This window comes from Dyadobacter bucti, assembly GCF_005869225.1.
GTDB lineage: Bacteria > Bacteroidota > Bacteroidia > Cytophagales > Spirosomataceae > Dyadobacter > Dyadobacter bucti.
In genome coordinates this window covers 366,082-385,966 of sequence record NZ_SWFP01000006.1, presented here as the reverse complement: position 1 = coordinate 385,966, position 19,885 = coordinate 366,082, and the positions used below count along the sequence as shown (strand labels likewise).

Below are 19,885 nucleotides of genomic sequence, written 5' to 3'. Positions count from 1 at the left end.
CTCAGGAAAGGGGTATTGTTCGCAGTACCCTTTTTTCTGCCCCACCGGTATCAAGCCTGAAAACATTAAACTTGTCCCTGTATTCTTTCGGGGTCAGTCCTGTGCTTTTTTTAAATAGCTGCCGAAATGATTTCAAGTCGTTGTAGCCGGAGTTCAGCATCACCTCAAGCACACTCTGGTCCGTTTGTTCCAGCAGCTTTTTGGCGGCTTCAATCCTTGTTCTTTGCAGATATTCAATCGGTGTAACACCTATCGCCTGCTTGAACCTGCGCACAACATTACGCCGGCTGGCCGGAATATCCTGGATAAGTGTTTCAATAGTGCTGCCTTCCTGATATTCCTTCTCAATTTTTTGCTGCGCCATATTCACCAGGCCGTCACCATGGTTCTGTCTGGGAGAAAAAGTACCGAAATAAGTCTGTTGCTCCCGGTCCATATCAATTGCAAACATTTTAGCGGTGCGCAAGGTAAGGTCACGACCGCAATATCGCTGGATCAGATAAAGCATCAGATGAAAGCTGCTGGTCGCCCCACCGCTTGTGAAAATCCCTTTATCCTCAGTTACCACGGCATCACTTCTCATGATGATTTCGGGGAAATTCGATGCCAGGCTTATAGCGGCATCTATATGTGTAGTTGCCTCCTTTCCGTTGAGCAACCCGGCTGAGGCCAATAGAAAAGCCCCCGTACAGAAACTCGCAATCTCCGCGCCCTGCTGGTATTGTGCCCTCAGCCACGGAATACACGCCTGGTTTTTTGCTATCGAAACTTCCAGATCCCCTGCGCCGAAAGCTGGGACCAATACGATATCCTGCTTATCAGCCAGTTGAATGGGATGTGTAATATACGATCCGTAAAAGGGTGCCGAATGATTTTCCGGGACAAATAACTTTATATCGAAGACCGGAGGCTGATTATCCCTTTCGCAAAAAATATTAACCGATTCAAAAACATCCAGCAAAGCTGCCACACTCAGCAGACGATGCCTGTGGGTGATCAAAAGACCTAATTGTATCATGGTTGACGAAGTTAATTGAGTCACATACTTAATACGCTGTCCTTCATTTCCTACTCGACCAATTCCACGCTAATTTGAATATCAAAAATAAAGAAGCCTGCCAATATAAGATATTTTGTCTCAAATCCCCCTCAATGTTAGCTTTTTAACCACTTTCAGTAATTGTTAATATTCTTAATTTTGTTTGAAAACTACTATTTCAACCTCCCTGAAATCACGCAAACTTCGTGTAAATCCGTGATTCCGTGGCATAAAAAACAAGACCAATGGGCAAAAGTAAATTTGAAATTTCACTGGAAACCGGCGTGCACAAGCAGCTGCAATCATTGACAGGAACCTGGGAGGGATCTACAAAAACCTGGTTCGAACCGAATGTAATGGCCGACGAATCGCCGATGAAGGGGACTATCCGTTCCATTCTCGGAGGCAGAATCCTTATACACGAATACCACGGCAGCCTGAACGGCGAGGCCTTCGAAGGGATTGCATTCTATGCTTTTGATATCCCAAACAACAAGTTCCAGTCGGCCTGGATTGACAGTTTCCATATGGGAACGGGAATTCTTCTCTCCGAAGGCAATCCTACCGAAAATGGCTTTTCTGTTCTGGGAAGTTATGGCGGCCCGGATATCCCTGAGCCATGGGGCTGGCGGACCGTCGCAGAACTTACCGATGAAAATAACCTGATCATCAGAGCCTACAACATCAGCCCCGAAGGAGACGAGGCACTGGCGACAGAGACTATTTATAAGAGGATTATATAATAAAACGGGCTAAACTACCCGATGGCATAAAATTATTATCTCGTCGGTTGTACCTCAACAAACCAACCGATGAAACGATTGATCCGGCTGCTGGCAATTGTCCTGTCAGCCATTTTCATATATGCATGTAAGCCAGTGCCGGTTTCTCACTGGTTCCCGGTCACGCCTCTGGAAAAGTATGAAAAGGAATTATTGCAGGCAAAACTGGAAACGACTCCCGCCGGCCAGACCTGGTTCAGAGTCAGTAAGGAAGCACTTACCGATTCGCTCTTTTCCCCGACACCTTACCAGGAGCGGTTTTACCTCGGCGACTCCGTTCCCGCACAATCCGTCAGGTTTTTAGTACAGGAAGGACGAAGGCTTTTGATCACACCGGAAAAAAGCGTCGCAGACACAGGTTCCCGGCTGTTTGTGGAACTTTACAAGATCAAAACCAACGGAAAGCCGCAACGCATAGAATATCTGAGCGACGAAAACGGGACTATCAGCTATGCCGAAAACGAAGGCGATACATTGTTGTTACGGCTGCAAACAGGCCTTGGTCAAAAATTGACAGTTGCGGTGACATTCGCTACCCAGCCTGTTCTGGACTTCCCCGTGGCCGATCACGGCATGTCTAGTGTGATCAGTTTTTGGGGTGTGGAGCGGGATGGCGGTGCAAGATCCCACGAAGGTATTGACATCAAAGCAAAACGCGGAACCCCCGTGGTGGCCTCGGACAATGGCTTCATTACGAGTACAGGAACAAATAATCTTGGAGGAAAAGTCGTCTTTTTATCAGCCGCTGGCAGCCCCTACTCTCTTTACTATGCCCATTTAGACAGCCAATTGGTCCATATCGGCCAGCGCGTTTTACGTGGCGACACCCTGGGGCTGGTTGGAAATACGGGAAACGCGATTACTACCATTCCGCACTTGCATTTTGGGATTTACAGCCGCGGTACAGGAGCAGTAAATCCCCTGCCTTTCATCAATGACCGCAAAGAAAAAATCCCCGGCCTGCCCGAACAGTCGCGGTGGCTTGGTGATACGGTGGCGGTCCGAAAGAAAGTGAATGTATTTGCGACCTCGTCGTTTAACACCACTACAAAGATCACCACTCTCCCTGCAAACGATAAAGTAAGGGTACTCGGAGAAATGGCCAAAGGTTACAGGATTGTATTGCAGGACGGCACAAAAGGTTACATTCCCACCGTTCCGCTCGCTGAAACCAAAAAAGACAAAAGTGTTTCAATCCTTTCTGCATCAGAACAATAGAATAAAAAAACCGGAGCAGACAGTAAATTTGCCGACCCCGGTTTCAAAACTACACCACCACCTATTTCAACTCCGCCAGCCATTGCTGGGCAAATGCCCTGGCCGCGTTGGTCGGAGCCGGACCAGCTCTGTAACAAAATTTCCAGACGTCATTTTTTGCTTCGTACGCATTGTTGACAAACTTCTTTTGATTGTTAACCTCCTTTGTCTGGGCCGAAAAATCTACGCCTTTGCTTTTTTCAAGAAATTCGGTCAACCTTGCCGATAACACTTTCTCAGGGCTTTTCCATTTTTCATACTCAGCCTTGTTGTTCTTATTGTTACTGCTCAATTGCTGTTCGGTCTGGGCAATGTCTTCCTGCGCCAGATGTTCGGCATATTGCTTTTTAAACTCTTCTATATTTGATTTCAACAATGGTTTGATCTTCTTATAAAAAGCCGCATTATACTTTCCTGCCTCAATCTGCTTTTTGAAGTCTGCTCTTTGTTCCGGCGGAAGGCTGGAAAGCATTCCCTCCATTGCTACAAAAGCTTCTGCCGACTGGATCTGAATATCGACGATCGGTTCGATGTCCTTTGCGTTGAGGTTAGCCGTTTCTTTGATCCTTCGTGCACGGATTTCGGCCTGCCTTTTTTCACTAACCCCTACCTCAACCTGCGGAAAACTTCTGGCGAGCCAGTCACCGTAACGTTTTTTGAATTCGTCGGATACGTAATAGAGCTTCACCAGCTTACCGATCTTCTGAACCGCCGCAGCCTGATTTTCAGGAGAGATGGCGCGGCAGGCCGATTTGACGGTATTGTTTAAGTAAGGTACGATCACCTCACTGTTTTGCAAACTGCTCCAAAGCCTTTCCTGAACGTTTTGCGTGCTGATTCCGAATTCTGAGAAATCATCAGCAAACTGGAAATTCAGAAAGCATAGGGTGGCTGCGTAAAAACATAGGGTAATAAGTGTATTTTTCATGGCTAAATTGTAAGGTCCGGTTCAAGACCGGATGGTTTTATTTCTTTTTTGCAATCATTTCAAAATCCTGTCCCTCGAACGCTACATATATGGACAGGACATTGGACTTATCAATATTCCCCACCTTTTCCGTTCCCTCATAAAGGTCGATCCCCGTGCTGCCTGCATTTTTCAGATTGATCGTCCCCAGATTCTCATCGGGCTCGGAAGTACCATCCAGCTTCAATGTCATTACACCTGATACAACTTCGGAGGAAAACTTTTTAAGAATGATTGAAATATCGGCCCGGTCGAGCGGATAGTTTACTCCATCAACTTTCAGTTCGGTAACGGCATAGGTTCCGACAACCTGGCTGCTCAGCTCGGGAGCGACTTCGTCCTTCTTTTCTTTGCAGGAAAAAAACAGCGTAGTAAGGGACAACAAAAGAAAAATCTTTTTCATGGCTAATAGAATTATGGTTGGATTGACTGATGTAATATTTGTCGTTTTGACTATGCAAAGGTAGCCTCCCGTCCGGCCCGGGATCAATCCTCTAAAAGCACGAATTTTGAAAAATCATGCTTTTAGAGGATATTATTAAATGGTTTTATTTCAGATTTTTACACCCGTAATTTACCGGCTCAATAATCCTTCATGGTTCCATGAAACTAATTTTAGGCGTTGCTTTTCTTTCGTTTATTTGTACCCAAGTCACCGCTCAGAACGGCAATGCAGACGCCATTCTCAAAAAGATCAGGCAGAGTAAAGAAGACACCAACCGAGTGCTGGCGTACATTGAATTTGGTCAATTACTGGAAAACGAAAATCTCGACAGTGCGGGCAAATATTATCTGCTGGCAGGAAAACTAAGCGACAAACTTGGTTATCCTACAGGCAAGTTCAAGTTCAGGTCGAATTACACTTATATATTGAACCTTCAGGGGAAATTCGGCCAGGGCCTCAAACTGAACCAGGAAAGTCTGGTAATTGCAAAGGGCGCGGGCGATCAGGTTAATGTTGGAAAAAGCTTCGCCAATATCGCTGCCAGTTATACTTACATGGGCAATTTCACGGAGGCGATCAAATATTACCAGCAATCGGCAGACGTATTTGAAAAACTGGGAAGAAAAGAGTTTTTGCCAAGGCTCTACATCAATATCGGGAGTGCGTTTGAGCATGCCAATTTATTCAGTAAGTCTTTGGGATACAAACAAAAAGCACTGGAACTGGCACGTCCGATGAATGACAGCCTGCAGTTGGCCGACATTTTAACGAACCTTGGCGGATGTCTGTTTAATCTCAAAAAATACCAGCAGAGTCTCGACTACTATACCGAAGGCCTGAACATTGCGCAGAAAATCGGCTCCGACATTTTTGTCATACAGGCTTATGCGGGTATGTGCCGCGACCATCGCGGACTGAAACAACTGGACAAAGCCAGGAATTTCGGCGAAAAGGGCCTGGAATTAGCCCGGAAATCGGGCAATGTATTTCTGGAAATGGAGTGCCTGAGGGCTCTGATGTTTGTGGCAGAAGACAATAATGACCCAAAACTATCGGCAGAGTACACACTGGAAGCCCTCAAAATTGCAGAATCCAATGATATGACCGACCATCTGGTAGAGCTTTACGAGGATTACGCTACCGATCTGGCACGGGGAAACAATTATAAAGGCGCTTATGATTATCTCATGAAATATACGGCCCTGAATGACTCGATCCAGGGAGTTGAAGTTCAAAAACAATTGCAGGAGCTCGACACCAAATACCTTACTGCGCAAAAAGCAAAGCAGATCGTAATACTTGAAAAAGAAAAACAAACGCGTAACACACTAATTTATAGCCTTATAGCAGGATTCATAGTTCTTTTGATCGTCGCATCCCTGATTTACAGAAATATCACGATCAGAAAACGCATCGCTGAAAATGAAGTTTTACAACTACAGCAGGAACGACAGCTTGTAGCCTCCAATTCTATTTTAAAAGGTCAGGAAGAAGAGCGCACCCGTGTGGCGCGTGACCTGCATGACGGATTGGGGGGATTATTGTCTGGTATTAAACTAACTCTTAATTCCGTGAAAGGAAATGTAATTTTGCCTGAGGAAAGCGCTATGACCTTTACCCGGGCCCTCACGCAGCTCGATGGGGCGATCAGCGAAATGCGCCGCGTCGCCCACAGTATGATGCCCGAAGCATTGGTCAGGTTTGGCCTCATCGATGCATTGACAGATTTTTGTTCCGGAATCAGTGCCTCAGGGCAGCTTCAGGTGAAGATGCAGGATTTTGGTTTTGATAAAAGGCTGGATTCATCCGTCGAAATTGTGCTTTACCGGATTGTGCAGGAACTGCTGAACAATGTCCTCAAATATGCCGACGCCACTGAGGCACAAGTGCAGCTTACCCGCGTCGGTAATCACGTAAGTTTGTCGGTGGAAGATAATGGAAAAGGATTTGATGTAAAAAATCTGGAGACAAACAAGGGTGCAGGCCTGCGCAACGTTCAGGCCAGGGTCGACTACCTGAATGGGAAACTGGATATTCAGTCCGGGCCGGAAGAAGGCACCTCCGTACTGGTGGAAATTGTGATCTGAAATCGCTTGACCGGCTGAGCGCTTTCATCCCATTTTCTTAAAATTGCAATGTAAACCGACCGACCCGAAAATGAGTGTAAAAATCCTGATCGTTGACGATCACCCGCTGGTACTTGAAGGACTGAAATCATTACTGGCCAATAGCGAGGGAATATCTGTTGTGGGCACGGTTTCCAATGCAATCGACGCTATCGCATTCCTGAAAGTCAACGAAGTAGATATCGCGTTTCTGGATATTAATCTTCCTGACATCAACGGAATTGAACTTTGCAAGAAAATTAAAGAGCAGTTTCCTCATATTAAATCTTTGGCTCTCAGCACATTCAGCGAACGAGCTTATGTGTCCCGCATGATTCAGAACGGCGCCAGCGGTTATTTGATCAAAAGCTCTTCAAAAGAAGAAATCCTGGAAGCGGTACGTCAGGTTCAGGCAGGGGGATATTTTATGAATGCAAACTTCGACCAGAACGCTGCCTCTTCACCCAAGGCGACACCGTTTTTAACCCGGCGAGAAAAAGAAGTTTTATTGCTGATCGCCGAAGGTATGACCAATCCGCAAATCGCGGATAAGCTCTTTGTGAGCGTTACCACCGTCAACAGCCACCGTCAGAACCTTCTCATGAAGTTCGAAGTCTCCAACACCGCCTCACTGATCAAGCTTGCAGCAGGCTCGGGATTGATATGATTTATTTAGCATAATGAAAACGACACTGGACAATTACAATTTTGTCCTTTCGGACCGCGTAAACAATCCGATGTTCGTCGGTGATGCTTCTCGACCAGTAACCCGACAATTCGTATTTAGCGGCTCGGGTTTCCAATTCCTTCAAAAGGAGTTTCGAGTATTGATTCCAGCAGTTGCCTGATTTTTTTTCAAAACAACCTGGTTACCGGTCTATTTCCAGTAATGTAATTGTGATTCGGCTTTTTCGGTAAATTCTATTTCCATATTTCGTCCAGGCCAACCTTTTTGGTTTTGCCTTCGTCAGCTTCCTTTATTGAATCCAAAAGTTCAGATCGGTTCGCTGAGTTACTTAATAAATATGAAGTTGAATCCTGTTCCTGTTCAGTTTTGAAATTAATCCCTACAGTCTTTAAAAAAGCTTTTAAAGTGGCTATCTGCTCGCTATCTCCCTGTACAATCAAAGTTTCCATAAAAATCGCAGCCTGTTTAACAATATAGATATAGCAATTAATTTGTTGCCAGACTTCCAAAAGGAAACAACACAGAAGAAACGTGGGCTTTGTTCATAATTCTGCCGAGCTCTTTGGCTTTGTCCGGAAACTTTGGAGTGACATTTGTGGTTTCGCCGGGATCTTTCGACAGATCATATAATTCAACCAGTCCATCGGGGTTCCCCGCCGCTTTTAAACGCACCGCCTTCCAGTTGTCCTGACGCACAGCCTGTCTGCCTCCCTGTTCATGAAATTCCCAATACAGGTAATCATGTTTTTTCTGTGTGGGTCTGCCTTTGAGTGCTTCTGTGAATGATATGCCGTCAATATTTGCGGGCGCTTCGGTTCTCGCGAGCTCGGCAAAAGTGGGCAATATATCCCAGAACGCACCAATGTAATCGCTGCTTGTCCCCGGTTTGATAACACCCGGCCAGCGCGCAACAAATGGTTCGCGTATACCTCCCTCGTATAAATCACGCTTCACACCCCTTAACCCCGCACTACTGTTAAAAAATACAGGATCAGCACCTCCCTCGATATGCGGGCCATTGTCACTGGTAAAAATCACCAGCGTATTTTTATCCAATCCTTTTTCCTTAATCTTGTCCATGATTTGCCCGACATACATATCGAGCCGCGTAACCATCGCTGCAAATGTTGCGCGCGGATAATCCTGGGAAGTATAGCCACCATCTTTTGCGTTAAATCCGTAATCGTCCCCTCTGTAAGGCTTTTCCTCAAACTTTCCTTTATAATAAAGAAAGATACTATCCTCCGGAACAATCAGTTCGGCATGGGGAAGTATAAATGGCAGGAACAAGAAAAACGGCTGTTTGCCATCCTTGGAATCCACAAAATCCAAAGCTTGTTTCTGGATCAGGTCGGGCGCGTACTCCCTGGCGTACCGAAGATTCCGGTTAGCCTCAAGAATCACCTTTTGCTCATTATCCCAAAGATGTTCCGGATAATAGCGGTGTGCCAGGCTCTGACAATTGTATCCGTAAAATTTATCGAAACCTTGTTTAACCGGATCGCCGGAAGACCCGACCGGCCCAAGTCCCCATTTTCCATAGGCGCCGGTACTATATCCGGCTTTTTTCAGAACCTCCGCAACAGTAACAACGGTATCGGCTATAGGTTGCTGTCCTTCAGGCTGTACACTTTTATTTCCTCTGATATAAGAATGCCCTGTATGGTGTCCGCTCATGAGCGACGAGCGGGACGGAGCACATACCGAAGTACCTGCATAAAACTGGTTAAACCTAATTCCTTCTTTCGCCAGGCGGTCAATATTAGGAGTTTTGATCAGTTTTTGTCCATTGAAACCAACATCACCATACCCAAGATCGTCTGCAAGAATAAAAATAATGTTGGGACGCGGTAACGGTTTTTGCGGTTGGGCTTTCAAATCCGGCGGAAAGAGTCCAGTAGTCAGAAGGGCGAAAAATACATTAAATTTCTTCATTAGAGAATAACCCATAATTTGTAACTCATTCTGCATTTATTTTACAAAGACGGCAAAATGCGAAGATTACTTAAATCATTGCATATCCATTAACTAATATGTAAAAAATCTGAAGAAGCGAACCTCTTCAATTCCTGACTTCGGTAAATTTTGATGGATGCAGATGTAAACCGGGAAGAAACAAAGTAGATTTTCATATGTATCTTTACCCCCGATACCCTACGACAGCCCAGACGACTGGCATGAATTGACAACCACCGAAAATTCCGGCAAGTCGGACCTGTGCTGTCTCTTAGGGTATCAGGAGTGATACATTTTTATCAAATTCTTGAACCTTAATGCTTAATATAAATCTACTTAATTGATAGACAAAGTAAATATTTAAATATCAAACAAACAAGAGTCCGGACGGACATTATTTATTTTTTCTCCGACCGTCCGACAGATCTTACATTCTTGCCAGCCATTTTTTGAAGATCATCACCCAGATCCTCCCTTGCTTCATCCGCGATTTTTTCAAGCTCAGCTACGATTTCCGGATTTTGTTCCAGCACGTCATAACGTTCTCCGGGGTCACGCGCAAGATTGTAGAGCGCCTTTGGATATTGATAATCTTCAGGTGCCGGCCCCGGTTCCCCATTTTTTCCGGGCAACGATCCTTCATACCTCCTGCCCGGGTGCGCGAACACCAGCTTCCAGTCATGCTTCCTGACAGCTTCGAGACTATTTTTCCGGTAATAATAGAGGAAATTTTCCCTGGGTGTTTTGCTGTCATCGCCTTCGAGCAAATCAGTGAAATCAATACCATCGATCTTCTCTTTCGGCAACCGGGCACCTGTGAGCCTGGCAATAGTAGGCAAGATATCTATGGTTGACAAAAGTTTGTTTGACACCCTGCCAGCAGGTACAACACCCGGCCAGCGCATCATGCATGGCTCCCGCTGCCCACCTTCAAACGAGGTTCCTTTCCCTTCCCTGAACCCGCCTGACGAACCGGCGTGATCACCATAGTTAAGCCATGGACCATTGTCGCTGGTAAAAATAACCAGGGTGTTTTCATCCAGTCCCTGCGCCTTCAATTCCTTCATGACCTCGCCTACCGCCCAGTCGAGTTCCATCAACACGTCCCCGAAAATGCCTCGCTGACTTTTACCCTTAAATTTTGCCGACACAGCAAGCGGCACGTGTGGAAGCGGGTAAGGGATATAAAGGAAGAATGGGTTCTTTTTATTTTTCCGGATAAAGGAAACCGAACGCTCGGTAATTCTGGGAGTAAGCTCGCTGGCGTCTTCCAGCGTTTTAATCTCTTTTCCCTGCTCGTTTCCTTCGATCCAATGCAATGGAGGATATTTTGCACGTTCCTGCCACGGATGTAAGGGCCACATATCATGCGAATATGGAATCCCGAAATATTCATCAAATCCCTGCTTCAAAGGTAAAAACTCCTGCTCGCTGCCGAGATGCCATTTGCCAAAAATCCCTGTAGCATATCCTTTTGTTTTGAGCAGTTCCGCAATAGTTTCCTCATTGGGGTTCAGCCCGGTTCCGGATGACGGTCCGAATGCGCCGGAAACTCCAACCCGATTGGGATAGCAGCCTGTGAGCAAAGCCGCACGGGAAGCGCTGCATACTGCCTGCGCGGCCATGAAATTAGTGAAGCGGGTCCCTTCCGCAGCCATTTTGTCGAGGTTCGGAGTTTTATATCCCAGCGCTCCTGTTACAGACAAATCCCCATAACCCAGGTCGTCAATAAAAAAAAGTACAATGTTGGGTGTTTTTGCAGGAGGTGTTTTCTGCTGGAAAGCCATCAAAAAACATAACAATAATGATACGGTCAGAACGGAAAGAAATCGTAGCATAAAAAGAATAAAGTTTACAATGAATTAAGATGTAGACCGGTACAGGCCGTAAAAATAGAAGTACAAAAAACAAAAGAGTGCTATTAAATCTTTAATTCCAGCTGATCATTATATTTTTTCAATTTCACGCTTCCTTTTCTATATATTTTTTTATTTGGACAAGCCTCTTTACTTTCAACCTGCCCGAGACTCTGGTGCCGGGCGGGTTCTGTGTTCACATTTGATCTAATGGAAAAAGATAATACGTATTTTGGAGTAAAGGAAATAGCCCGGCGGGCGAATGTATCAATAGCTACAGTTGACAGGGTCATTCACAACCGGCCCGGCGTTTCAGAGAAAACCAAACAAAAGATCAACGGCATTATTAAGGAGCTGGACTATCAGCCCAACATTCTTGCAAGCCGCCTCGCGTCCCGGAAAATCATTTCACTCGCTGTACTGCTGCCGCGGGTATCCGAAGAAACCGACTTTTGGGAAGCACCATTAAAAGGTATCAGGCGGGCAGAAGCGGAAATTAAAAAGTACGGGGTACAAATCCAGTTTTATCTGTTCGACCTCAATGACAAAAACACTTTTGAAGAACAGATCAAAGCAATTCTTGAAACCGAAGTCCACGGCGTTCTGCTTTCCCCTTCCTTTATAGAGGAATCAAAACAATTTGTAAAAACCTGTCATAAGCTTAAAATCCCCTACGTTTTCTTCGACTCCAACATTCCCGACCAGGACAACCTGTCATATATCGGTCCGCATTTGTTCCAGAGCGGATATGTTGGCGCTAAATTGCTTACCTACCGGCTGAAAGAAAACCATAAGGTACTGGTGGTCAACATTTCAAAGGAAATTTTCAACTATAACAACCTGCAGATAGAAGAAGGCTTCCGGGCTTACTTCAATGATCATAACCAATCATGCGAAGTAATCAGGGTCGATATCAAGGACACGGACAGCCTGTCCGTAGCCAAAGACCTCACGAGGGTACTCTACGAACATGAGGATATAGAAGCGATTTTTGTCACCAATTCAAGGGTTTTTGCAGTTGCATCCTTTCTTGAAAAAAGCAAGCGCACCGACATATCCCTGATCGGCTATGACTTTCTTAAGGAAAACATCCGCTTCCTGAACATGGGGACGATCGATTTTCTGATCTGCCACAAACCCGAGGAACAAGGTTACCGGGGGTTAATGTCGCTTTACCAAAGGCTGGTACTCGGCGCTCCGGTTGAAAAAGTACATTTTATGCCAATTGATATTATTACTAAGGAGAATCACGCTTTTTACCAGAATTAGAATCTGAGGTATATACCGTGTTTTCCAAATAAGTAATCTTCCAAATACTCATTCGCAAAATTTTCAACAATCAATTAGTGCTATGACTTGTAAATTCAAATATGTTAGTATATTTACGGGTACGTACCCGAAACGTGGTGCACGAAACTATTCCTAATCACTTTTCCTCATAATTCCATGCATTCTCTGAGCAGAAGAACATTCATTCAAAAGTCATCGGCGTTGGGACTTGGCCTTAGCCTAACCAATTACATCTCCTTTGCAGAAGCAAAAGCGGAGGGGAAACGGGTTGGGATTATCGGCCTCGACACTTCCCACAGCATCGCTTTTGTAAAAGCATTAAATGCCGATCAGCCCGATCCGGTATACGATGGTTATCGTGCAGTTGCCGCATATCCCTATGGCAGCAAGGATATTGAATCCAGCGCAAAGCGTATTCCCGGGTACATTGAAGAAGTAAAAAAAATGGGTGTCGAAATCGCCGGTTCCATTAAAGATCTGCTTTCCAAAGTAGATGTTGTCCTTCTGGAAACAAATGACGGACGGCTGCATCGGGAACAGGCAATAGAGGTGCTGAAAGCAGGAAAAAGAGTGTTTATAGATAAACCCGTTGCTGCATCCCTGTCGGATACCCTTGCCATTTACCAGGCTGCCGAAAAATATAAGATACCTATTTTCTCTGCCTCCTCTTTGCGCTACATCAAAGGTGCAGATGCCATAGATAAAAGCAAGGTAACCGGAGCTGATACATACAGTCCGGCTGCTTTGGAAAAAACTCACCCCGACCTGTTCTGGTACGGTATCCACGGTGTGGAAACATTGTTTACTGTAATGGGGACCGGTTGTAAAAGTGTAACCCGCGTCAACACGCCTAATACAGATATCGTCGTTGGTTTGTGGGAAGACGGCCGCACCGGAACGTTCAGGGGTACCCGTACGGGCAAGCATGATTATGGCGGAACGGTATATACAGTTGACGGAAATAAAATCCTCGGGCCTTACGGAGGATACGAGCCACTTCTTGTGGATATTATCAAGTATTTCAAAACAGGGGAAGTACCTGTAACCCCAAAGGAAACGATTGAAATTTACGCTTTTATGGAAGCAGCAGATGAAAGCAAGCGGCAGGGCGGGAAAAGTGTTACACTCGAAAGTGTTTTGAGTAAGGTAAAAAAATAATGTTTGATAATATTGTTCTTTAAGATATCTAAAACCGATAACCAACTCTTTTGTTTTATGAAAAACGACACTGAAACTACAAATTCCGGACAATCAGCCCAGGGTTTGAGCGATAACAACCGGAGAGATTTTATTAAAAAAACCATAGCAGGAAGTGCCTTATTAACTTTCGGGGGAATTCTGCCTGGTTTTACACCCAAAAGCTATGCGCGTATAGCAGGCGCTAATGAAAAAGTGCGTGTAGGAATGATGGGCGTCAACAGCCGCGGCCTGGCACTGTCATCCAACTATGCTTTACAACCCAACTGCGAGGTAATTTCTGTTTCGGACGTGGACACAAGGGCAGCTGAAAAATGCATTAACATTGTCAATGATCTTCAGAAGTCCAAACCCGCCAACGTTCCGGATTTCCGTAAGGCTTTGGAAAACAAAGATATGGATGCCCTTGTGGTAGCCGCTCCGGACCACTGGCATGCACCTGCGGCCATACTGGCTTCAAAAGCAGGGAAGCACGTGTATCTTGAAAAACCATGCAGCCACAATCCCAACGAAGGCGAATTGCTGGTAGCAGTGGGCAAAAAGTATAAAAATGTGATCCAGATGGGTAACCAGCGCAGGTCCTGGCCCAATGTCGCCGCCGCTATCAAAGAAGTGCACAACGGGGTGATCGGAAGGCCCTATTTTGCAAAAGGATGGTATACCAACAACCGCGCGTCGATTGGCGTCGGCAAAGAAACCGCAGTACCGTCCTGGCTGGACTATGAATTATGGCAGGGACCCGCACCACGCCGCGCTTTCAAGGACAATCTGGTGCATTACAACTGGCACTGGCTCTGGAACTGGGGAACCGGGGAAGCATTGAACAACGGAACGCACATGCTCGACCTGATGCGGTGGGGATTACAGGTAGAATACCCGACCCGTGTTACTTCTTCGGGCGGCAGATACAGATATAAAGATGATTGGGAAACGCCAGATACCCAGGTGATCAATCTTGAATTCGCCAACAACACCGGCATGACCTGGGAAGGCAGAAGCTGTAACGGCAGGACAATCGAAGGAAGCAGCGTAGGTGTTATTTTCTATGGCGATTCAGGATCTGTGCAGATCAGCGAAGGAAATAGCTACAAAATCTACGATTTGGAAAACAAGCTGGTAAAAGAAGTGAAAAACGACTTCCAGATCGATCCAAGAAACAAAATGAACCCTTCGCAGGCACTGGATGCGCTACACATCCAGAACTTCTTTGACGGAATCAAAAAAGGAACACCTCTTGCAGCGGAAATTGTGGGCGGACATCAGAGCACGTTACTGGCGCAACTGGGCAACATTGCGATCCGTACCGGTGAAACATTGAATATTGATCCTTCCAACGGCCATATCAAAAACAGCAAGGAAGCAGCTAAGTTGTGGAAGCGTGAGTATCAAAAAGGCTGGGAACCAACAGTATAACTCGCAATTAGCCGTTTTTCAATACCGGTCTTAAAATCGTAAACTAAACTCTTGAAAATGAAAAGTGCTGCCTTATCCATCAAGGTCGAAAATCTTTCGAAGCGGGAAACCACGTTTTCGATATTTCTGATCGGATTGATGTTTTTTATATTCGGCTTTGTGTCATGGGTCAATTCCATTCTGATCCCGTATTTCAAGATTGCCTGTGAGCTCACCAGCTTTCAGGCATATCTGGTCGCATTTGCTTTTTACATTGCCTATTTTGTGATGTCGGTGCCGTCGTCCTATCTGCTGAAAGCGGTAGGCTTTAAAAAAGGAATGATGTTCGGATTCTGGGCTATGGCCCTGGGTGCGTTCATATTTGTGCCGGCTGCCATGTCCAGGACTTACGAGATCTTTCTGATCGGATTGTTCACGATAGGAATTGGACTCGCAATCCTCCAGACTGCGGCAAATCCTTATATTACGATCCTCGGCGCCAAAGAACGGGCTGCCCAGCGGATCAGCATTATGGGGATTTGTAACAAAGCAGCGGGTATCCTATCACCGATCGTTTTTGCCGCCGTAATTCTTCGTCCAACGGACACCGACCTTTTTGCGCAATTGAGCACTATGACCGATGCCGAAAGAAGCGGCGCATTGGACGAACTCATTCGCCGGGTAATTAATCCGTATATTGGTCTAGGAAGTTTCCTTTTCATTCTTGGGATATTGGTTTATAAATCTCCCCTGCCGGAAATTGATACGGAACACGAAAATGAGGAAATAGCCACTGCCAACGCCGGCAAAAACAGCATATTCCAGTTTCCGCACCTGATATTGGGTGCACTTGCTATTTTCCTGCATGTTGGAACCCAGGTGATCGCCATTGATACCATCATTGGTTATGCCAATTCCATGGGTATTGATCTATTGGAAGCGAAAGTATTCCCATCCTATACCCTTTTCTGTACCATTTGCGGTTATCTTATCGGCATTACTGTTATCCCGAAATTCATCAGCCAGGTGAATGCCCTCAGGATTTGCACGTTGCTGGGGACCATTTTTACGCTGCTTATCATTTTTGCAAAAGGACAAATCAGTTTCCTCGGACATGAAACAGATATCTCCATCTGGTTTGTGGTTTTGCTTGGCCTTGCCAATTCATTGGTTTGGGCAGGAATATGGCCGCTGGCACTGGATAATCTCGGCCGCTTTACCAAACTCGGCGCATCGGTCATGATCATGGGCCTATGCGGGAATGCCATCATGCCGCTTTTTTATGGCTACTTCGCCGACAAGCTCGATGACCGCCAGGCTTACTGGGTGCTGCTTCCCTGCTATTTATATCTGGTATTTTATGCTGTTAAGGGGCATAAATTCAGGAAGTGGGGATTTTAGGGAAGAAAGGGAGGATGGAGGAGGGGGAAAAGGAGAATTTAATAATTAATACTAAAAGCCGGAAGCCGAGTGCTGACGGCCGACAGCCAAAAACATATGCGCTTAAAAATAACCAATGGAACCATCATAACACCTTTCCGCTATATCCGCAACGGAACAGTGGTAATTGAAAATGGTGTGATCCTTGGTGTACACGAAGGAAATATTGACTTTGCGGATGCCACAGTCATTGACGCTGGCGGGAATTACATCGCGCCGGGATTTATCGACCTGCATATTCACGGCGGCGGCGGTCATGATTTTATGGATGGAAGCGAGGAGGCATTTTTAAAAATCGCTGAAACGCACGCCCGATATGGTACTACAGCGATGGTACCAACCACCCTGACCAGCGAAAAAGAGGATTTATTGGAAACGCTTGATCTTTACAAAAAAGCGAATGCCAATAATCATAAAGCTGCCCAGTTTCTGGGAATGCACCTGGAAGGTCCCTATTTCGCTTTGAGCCAGCGTGGCGCGCAGGACCCGCGGTACATACGAAACCCCGATCCAAAAGAATATGAAGAAGTGCTCGCCTACTCTTCGTCAATTACGCGATGGAGTGCCGCGCCCGAGCTCCCGGGAGCTATTGCTTTTGGGAAAAGACTCAGAGAAAAAGGTATTCTGGCGGCCGTGGCCCATACTGACGCGATCTACGAAGAAGTGCTGGATGCGTATGAAAACGGTTATACATTGGCCACACACCTTTACTCAGCCATGTCCGGCGTTACGCGGAAAAATGCATTTCGCTACGCTGGAACCATTGAAAGCGCGTTTTTACTCGATATGGATGTGGAAATTATAGCCGACGGCGTCCATCTTCCCGCGCCGCTCCTCAAATTGATCTATAAAATAAAAGGGGCCGATCGAATTGCACTGATCACCGATGCCATGCGCGGGGCCGGTATGCCGGAAGGCGAAAGTACTCTGGGCTCGCTGAAAAACGGCCTGAAAGTGATCATTGAAGACGGCGTAGCCAAATTGCCGGACCGTACCTCTTTTGCCGGAAGCGTTTCTACGGCCGACAGGCTGGTAAGAACCATGATAAAAATGGCCGATGTTTCCCTTCTGGATGCAATAAGAATGATCACGCTGACGCCTGCGCGCATTATGGGTGTGGACAAAACAAAAGGCTCATTGGTGGCCGGAAAGGACGCGGATATTGTCATTTTCGACGAAGACATCCGCATGAAGAAAACCATCGTTAAAGGACGAATAATTTTTAATCAGGAACAGTTAATATAATCAGCACCACAACAATGAAAGCCGGTAATCTGGAAATAAAGATTTTTGACACAAGACAGGAAATGGGTGAAAATGCGGCCGCTGCGATCGCAGATAAAATCCGGGAATTACAAAAGTCGCAGGAATTCGTAAATATTATTTTTGCCTCTGCCCCGTCACAAAATGAGTTTTTGGCCTCTTTGCTCACCGAGAAAGGTATCGTCTGGCAAAAGATCAACGCTTTCCACATGGACGAATATATCGGTCTGCCTGGTGATGCACCACAGGCTTTCGGAAATTTCCTTAAAGTGAAGCTATTTGATAAAGTTCCTTTGAATAGCGTTTGGTATCTCGACGGTAACGCTACCGATATCGAAGAAGAATGCAAACGGTATGCGGCACTTTTAGAGGAATATCCAACAGATATTGTCTGCCTGGGAATTGGCGAAAACGGACACCTGGCTTTCAACGATCCGCACGTGGCTTTTTTCGATGATCCTCTGATCGTCAAACAGGTAGAATTGGACAATGCTTGCAGGCAGCAGCAGGTTAACGACGGCTGTTTTGCAACGTTCGCAGATGTTCCGGAACGAGCACTTACGCTGACGATCCCGGTTCTATTCAAGGCGAAATACGCTTTTTGCATTGTTCCCGGAGAAAAAAAGGCCGACGCGATCTATCATACCGTGGAAGAGGATATCAAAGAAGAATTCCCGTCGACCATCCTGCGGAACCACCCGAATGCCATTTTGTTTATTGACAAAGCGAGTTCAGGGAGACTGAAAGAAATTTCGTCCTACAGTCAGGCATAGTTCCGCTTTGAGACTATCTTGCAAAAATTACCTCAATCTAAAAAAATGAGAAAAGAACTCTTGACAATCGCTTTAATGAGCGCAATGGCATTAAATCAGGGATGTAATTCGAAGAAGGAAGAGGAAAAGGACGAGACAAAAAAACCGTTGAGCCTCATAGTTGTTGAACCGGGCCATTTCCACGCAGCCCTGGTGCAGAAATCAATGTACGCCGATGTTGATTCCGTTGTACACGTTTACGCGTCGGAAGGGCCGGACGTAAAAGCATATCTGGACAAGGTTGAAAAGTATAATTCAGCCGCCGAAAACCCTACCAGCTGGAAAGAAGAAGTGTACACCGGCGCCGATTTTTTGGATAAAATGCTGTCGGAAAAGAAAGGTAATGTAGTGGTTTTGGCAGGAAACAATCAGAAAAAAACAGATTATATCAAAAAGTCTGTGGACGCTGGCCTTAATGTACTGGCGGACAAGCCCATGGCGATCGATGCTGCGGGATTTGAAAAACTGAAAGAGGCTTTCACCAGTGCTGAAAAGAATAAAGTGCTGCTTTATGATATCATGACCGAGCGTTATGAAATCACAAATGCATTGCAGCGCGAGCTGGCTTCAATTCCGGATATTTTTGGTGAGTTACAGAAAGGCACCCCCACAGATCCGGCGGTTGTAAAGGAAAGTGTGCATCATTTTTTTAAATACATATCCGGCGAACCGCTGGTACGCCCGACCTGGTTCTTTGATGTAGCCCAGCAGGGCGAAGGAATGGTGGATGTTACCACGCACCTTGTGGACCTTGTTCAATGGAGTTGTTTCCCCAATACCGCATTGGATTATCAGAAAGACATTGAGCTATTGTCTGCCAAAAGGTCTGCTACGAAGCTTACTCCTTCGCAGTTTAACCTTGTGACAAAAAGTGGTAAATATCCTGACTTTCTAAGCAAGGATGTGACTGACAGCACTTTGAATGTATATTCCAACGGTGAAATGAACTATGCGCTGAAAGGCGTTCATGCAAAAGTTTCTGTTATCTGGAATTTTCAGGCACCTGAAGGAACGGGCGATACGCATTACTCGATCATGAAAGGCTCCAAATCCAATCTGATCGTTCGCCAGGGAAAAGACCAGAAATACAAACCGGTACTTTATATTGAAACGACCGATAAAAGCAAAGGTTATGAAGACGCAGTAGCGGCCGCATTCAAATCAGTGCAGGATAAATATCCGGGCATTGAGTTGAAAAAAATCCCTGCCGGCTGGGAATTGGTAATTCCTCAAAAATACGACAACGGCCACGAAGCACACTTTGCCCAGGTTGCCAACAAGTATATGGAATATCTCAAGGAAGGAAAACTTCCGGAATGGGAAGTGCCTAATATGATTGCAAAGTATTATTTGACGACTGAGGCTTTGAAGAAAGCTAAGGGTGGGAAATAGGTAG

18 protein-coding genes are annotated in these 19,885 nt (G+C 45.8%); 11 read left to right on the top strand and 7 right to left on the bottom strand.

Annotated features, from left to right (window positions below; genetic code table 11):
• Position 1: 1 nt before the first annotated feature.
• The gene (locus FBF61_RS21415) at positions 2-1,018 is read right to left on the bottom strand and encodes a GlxA family transcriptional regulator (RefSeq protein ID WP_138481149.1); all 1,017 of its coding nucleotides are present in this window, start codon (positions 1,016-1,018) and stop codon (positions 2-4) included.
• A gap of 266 nt (positions 1,019-1,284) precedes the next feature.
• Between FBF61_RS21415 and FBF61_RS21410 the strand changes: the two genes are divergently transcribed.
• The gene (locus tag FBF61_RS21410) at positions 1,285-1,782 is read left to right on the top strand and encodes a DUF1579 domain-containing protein (protein WP_138481147.1); all 498 of its coding nucleotides are present in this window, start codon (positions 1,285-1,287) and stop codon (positions 1,780-1,782) included.
• Positions 1,783-1,851: 69 nt separating this feature from the next.
• Positions 1,852-3,039, top strand: coding sequence for a peptidoglycan DD-metalloendopeptidase family protein (locus FBF61_RS21405; RefSeq protein WP_138481145.1), 1,188 nt, complete (start codon positions 1,852-1,854; stop codon positions 3,037-3,039).
• A 61-nt stretch (positions 3,040-3,100) separates the two neighbouring features.
• Here the strand turns inward: FBF61_RS21405 and FBF61_RS21400 are convergent, their stop codons facing one another.
• Complete coding sequence (locus FBF61_RS21400; RefSeq protein WP_138481143.1) at positions 3,101-4,006, bottom strand: hypothetical protein; 906 nt, start codon at positions 4,004-4,006, stop codon at positions 3,101-3,103.
• A gap of 37 nt (positions 4,007-4,043) precedes the next feature.
• On the bottom strand, positions 4,044-4,448 hold the full coding sequence (locus FBF61_RS21395; protein WP_138481141.1) for a hypothetical protein: 405 nt from the start codon (positions 4,446-4,448) through the stop codon (positions 4,044-4,046).
• A 200-nt stretch (positions 4,449-4,648) separates the two neighbouring features.
• Between FBF61_RS21395 and FBF61_RS21390 the strand changes: the two genes are divergently transcribed.
• Both FBF61_RS21390 and FBF61_RS21385 read left to right on the top strand, forming a co-directional pair.
• Entirely contained in the window at positions 4,649-6,577 is a 1,929-nt protein-coding gene (locus FBF61_RS21390; RefSeq protein WP_138481139.1) for a tetratricopeptide repeat-containing sensor histidine kinase, read from the top strand.
• Between the two features lie 70 nt (positions 6,578-6,647).
• Positions 6,648-7,262, top strand: coding sequence for a response regulator (locus FBF61_RS21385; RefSeq protein ID WP_138481137.1), 615 nt, complete (start codon positions 6,648-6,650; stop codon positions 7,260-7,262).
• A gap of 1 nt (position 7,263) precedes the next feature.
• Here FBF61_RS21385 and FBF61_RS35635 read toward each other — a convergent pair whose 3' ends face one another.
• The 4 genes from FBF61_RS35635 to FBF61_RS21365 all read right to left on the bottom strand — a co-directional run bounded on the left by FBF61_RS35635 (position 7,264) and on the right by FBF61_RS21365 (position 11,077).
• Positions 7,264-7,398 carry a type II toxin-antitoxin system YoeB family toxin gene (locus FBF61_RS35635; RefSeq protein ID WP_205748308.1) on the bottom strand — a complete coding sequence of 45 codons (135 nt, stop codon included), beginning with the start codon at positions 7,396-7,398 and terminating at the stop codon, positions 7,264-7,266.
• Between the two features lie 118 nt (positions 7,399-7,516).
• Positions 7,517-7,732, bottom strand: a complete 216-nt coding sequence (locus FBF61_RS21375) for a DUF2683 family protein (RefSeq protein ID WP_138481135.1) — start codon at positions 7,730-7,732, stop codon at positions 7,517-7,519.
• Between the two features lie 37 nt (positions 7,733-7,769).
• Positions 7,770-9,233 (bottom strand): arylsulfatase, encoded by a 1,464-nt coding sequence (locus FBF61_RS21370; RefSeq protein ID WP_229215164.1) that lies wholly within the window; start codon positions 9,231-9,233, stop codon positions 7,770-7,772.
• 404 nt (positions 9,234-9,637) lie between these two features.
• Positions 9,638-11,077, bottom strand: a complete 1,440-nt coding sequence (locus tag FBF61_RS21365) for a sulfatase family protein (RefSeq protein ID WP_138481133.1) — start codon at positions 11,075-11,077, stop codon at positions 9,638-9,640.
• Between the two features lie 228 nt (positions 11,078-11,305).
• Between FBF61_RS21365 and FBF61_RS21360 the strand changes: the two genes are divergently transcribed.
• The 7 genes from FBF61_RS21360 to FBF61_RS21330 all read left to right on the top strand — a co-directional run bounded on the left by FBF61_RS21360 (position 11,306) and on the right by FBF61_RS21330 (position 19,881).
• Complete coding sequence (locus FBF61_RS21360) at positions 11,306-12,364, top strand: LacI family DNA-binding transcriptional regulator (RefSeq protein WP_138481131.1); 1,059 nt, start codon at positions 11,306-11,308, stop codon at positions 12,362-12,364.
• 177 nt (positions 12,365-12,541) lie between these two features.
• Entirely contained in the window at positions 12,542-13,543 is a 1,002-nt protein-coding gene (locus FBF61_RS21355) for a Gfo/Idh/MocA family protein (RefSeq protein ID WP_138481129.1), read from the top strand.
• Between the two features lie 57 nt (positions 13,544-13,600).
• Positions 13,601-14,995, top strand: coding sequence for a Gfo/Idh/MocA family protein (locus tag FBF61_RS21350; protein WP_138481127.1), 1,395 nt, complete (start codon positions 13,601-13,603; stop codon positions 14,993-14,995).
• A gap of 57 nt (positions 14,996-15,052) precedes the next feature.
• Positions 15,053-16,375: a sugar MFS transporter gene (locus tag FBF61_RS21345; protein ID WP_138481125.1), complete on the top strand. Its 1,323-nt coding sequence runs from the start codon at positions 15,053-15,055 to the stop codon at positions 16,373-16,375.
• 96 nt (positions 16,376-16,471) lie between these two features.
• Positions 16,472-17,659, top strand: coding sequence for an N-acetylglucosamine-6-phosphate deacetylase (gene nagA, locus FBF61_RS21340; RefSeq protein ID WP_138481123.1), 1,188 nt, complete (start codon positions 16,472-16,474; stop codon positions 17,657-17,659).
• A gap of 14 nt (positions 17,660-17,673) precedes the next feature.
• Positions 17,674-18,450 (top strand): glucosamine-6-phosphate deaminase, encoded by a 777-nt coding sequence (locus FBF61_RS21335; RefSeq protein WP_138481120.1) that lies wholly within the window; start codon positions 17,674-17,676, stop codon positions 18,448-18,450.
• A 45-nt stretch (positions 18,451-18,495) separates the two neighbouring features.
• Positions 18,496-19,881 carry a putative oxidoreductase C-terminal domain-containing protein gene (locus FBF61_RS21330; protein WP_138481118.1) on the top strand — a complete coding sequence of 462 codons (1,386 nt, stop codon included), beginning with the start codon at positions 18,496-18,498 and terminating at the stop codon, positions 19,879-19,881.
• Positions 19,882-19,885 lie beyond the last annotated feature (4 nt).

Bases quoted from the DNA above. Each gene is read 5' to 3' on its own strand.
- FBF61_RS21375 (WP_138481135.1), bottom strand. From the start codon at position 7,732: ATGGAAACTTTGATTGTACAGGGAGATAGCGAGCAGATAGCCACTTTA.
- FBF61_RS21355 (WP_138481129.1), top strand. From the start codon at position 12,542: ATGCATTCTCTGAGCAGAAGAACATTCATTCAAAAGTCATCGGCGTTG.
- FBF61_RS21400 (WP_138481143.1), bottom strand. From the start codon at position 4,006: ATGAAAAATACACTTATTACCCTATGTTTTTACGCAGCCACCCTATGC.
- FBF61_RS21345 (WP_138481125.1), top strand. From the start codon at position 15,053: ATGAAAAGTGCTGCCTTATCCATCAAGGTCGAAAATCTTTCGAAGCGG.
- FBF61_RS21370 (WP_229215164.1), bottom strand. From the start codon at position 9,233: ATGGGTTATTCTCTAATGAAGAAATTTAATGTATTTTTCGCCCTTCTG.
- FBF61_RS21415 (WP_138481149.1), bottom strand. From the start codon at position 1,018: ATGATACAATTAGGTCTTTTGATCACCCACAGGCATCGTCTGCTGAGT.
- FBF61_RS21405 (WP_138481145.1), top strand. From the start codon at position 1,852: ATGAAACGATTGATCCGGCTGCTGGCAATTGTCCTGTCAGCCATTTTC.
- FBF61_RS21335 (WP_138481120.1), top strand. From the start codon at position 17,674: ATGAAAGCCGGTAATCTGGAAATAAAGATTTTTGACACAAGACAGGAA.
- FBF61_RS21390 (WP_138481139.1), top strand. From the start codon at position 4,649: ATGAAACTAATTTTAGGCGTTGCTTTTCTTTCGTTTATTTGTACCCAA.
- nagA (WP_138481123.1), top strand. From the start codon at position 16,472: ATGCGCTTAAAAATAACCAATGGAACCATCATAACACCTTTCCGCTAT.
- FBF61_RS21365 (WP_138481133.1), bottom strand. From the start codon at position 11,077: ATGCTACGATTTCTTTCCGTTCTGACCGTATCATTATTGTTATGTTTT.
- FBF61_RS21350 (WP_138481127.1), top strand. From the start codon at position 13,601: ATGAAAAACGACACTGAAACTACAAATTCCGGACAATCAGCCCAGGGT.
- FBF61_RS21410 (WP_138481147.1), top strand. From the start codon at position 1,285: ATGGGCAAAAGTAAATTTGAAATTTCACTGGAAACCGGCGTGCACAAG.
- FBF61_RS21395 (WP_138481141.1), bottom strand. From the start codon at position 4,448: ATGAAAAAGATTTTTCTTTTGTTGTCCCTTACTACGCTGTTTTTTTCC.
- FBF61_RS21330 (WP_138481118.1), top strand. From the start codon at position 18,496: ATGAGAAAAGAACTCTTGACAATCGCTTTAATGAGCGCAATGGCATTA.
- FBF61_RS21360 (WP_138481131.1), top strand. From the start codon at position 11,306: ATGGAAAAAGATAATACGTATTTTGGAGTAAAGGAAATAGCCCGGCGG.
- FBF61_RS21385 (WP_138481137.1), top strand. From the start codon at position 6,648: ATGAGTGTAAAAATCCTGATCGTTGACGATCACCCGCTGGTACTTGAA.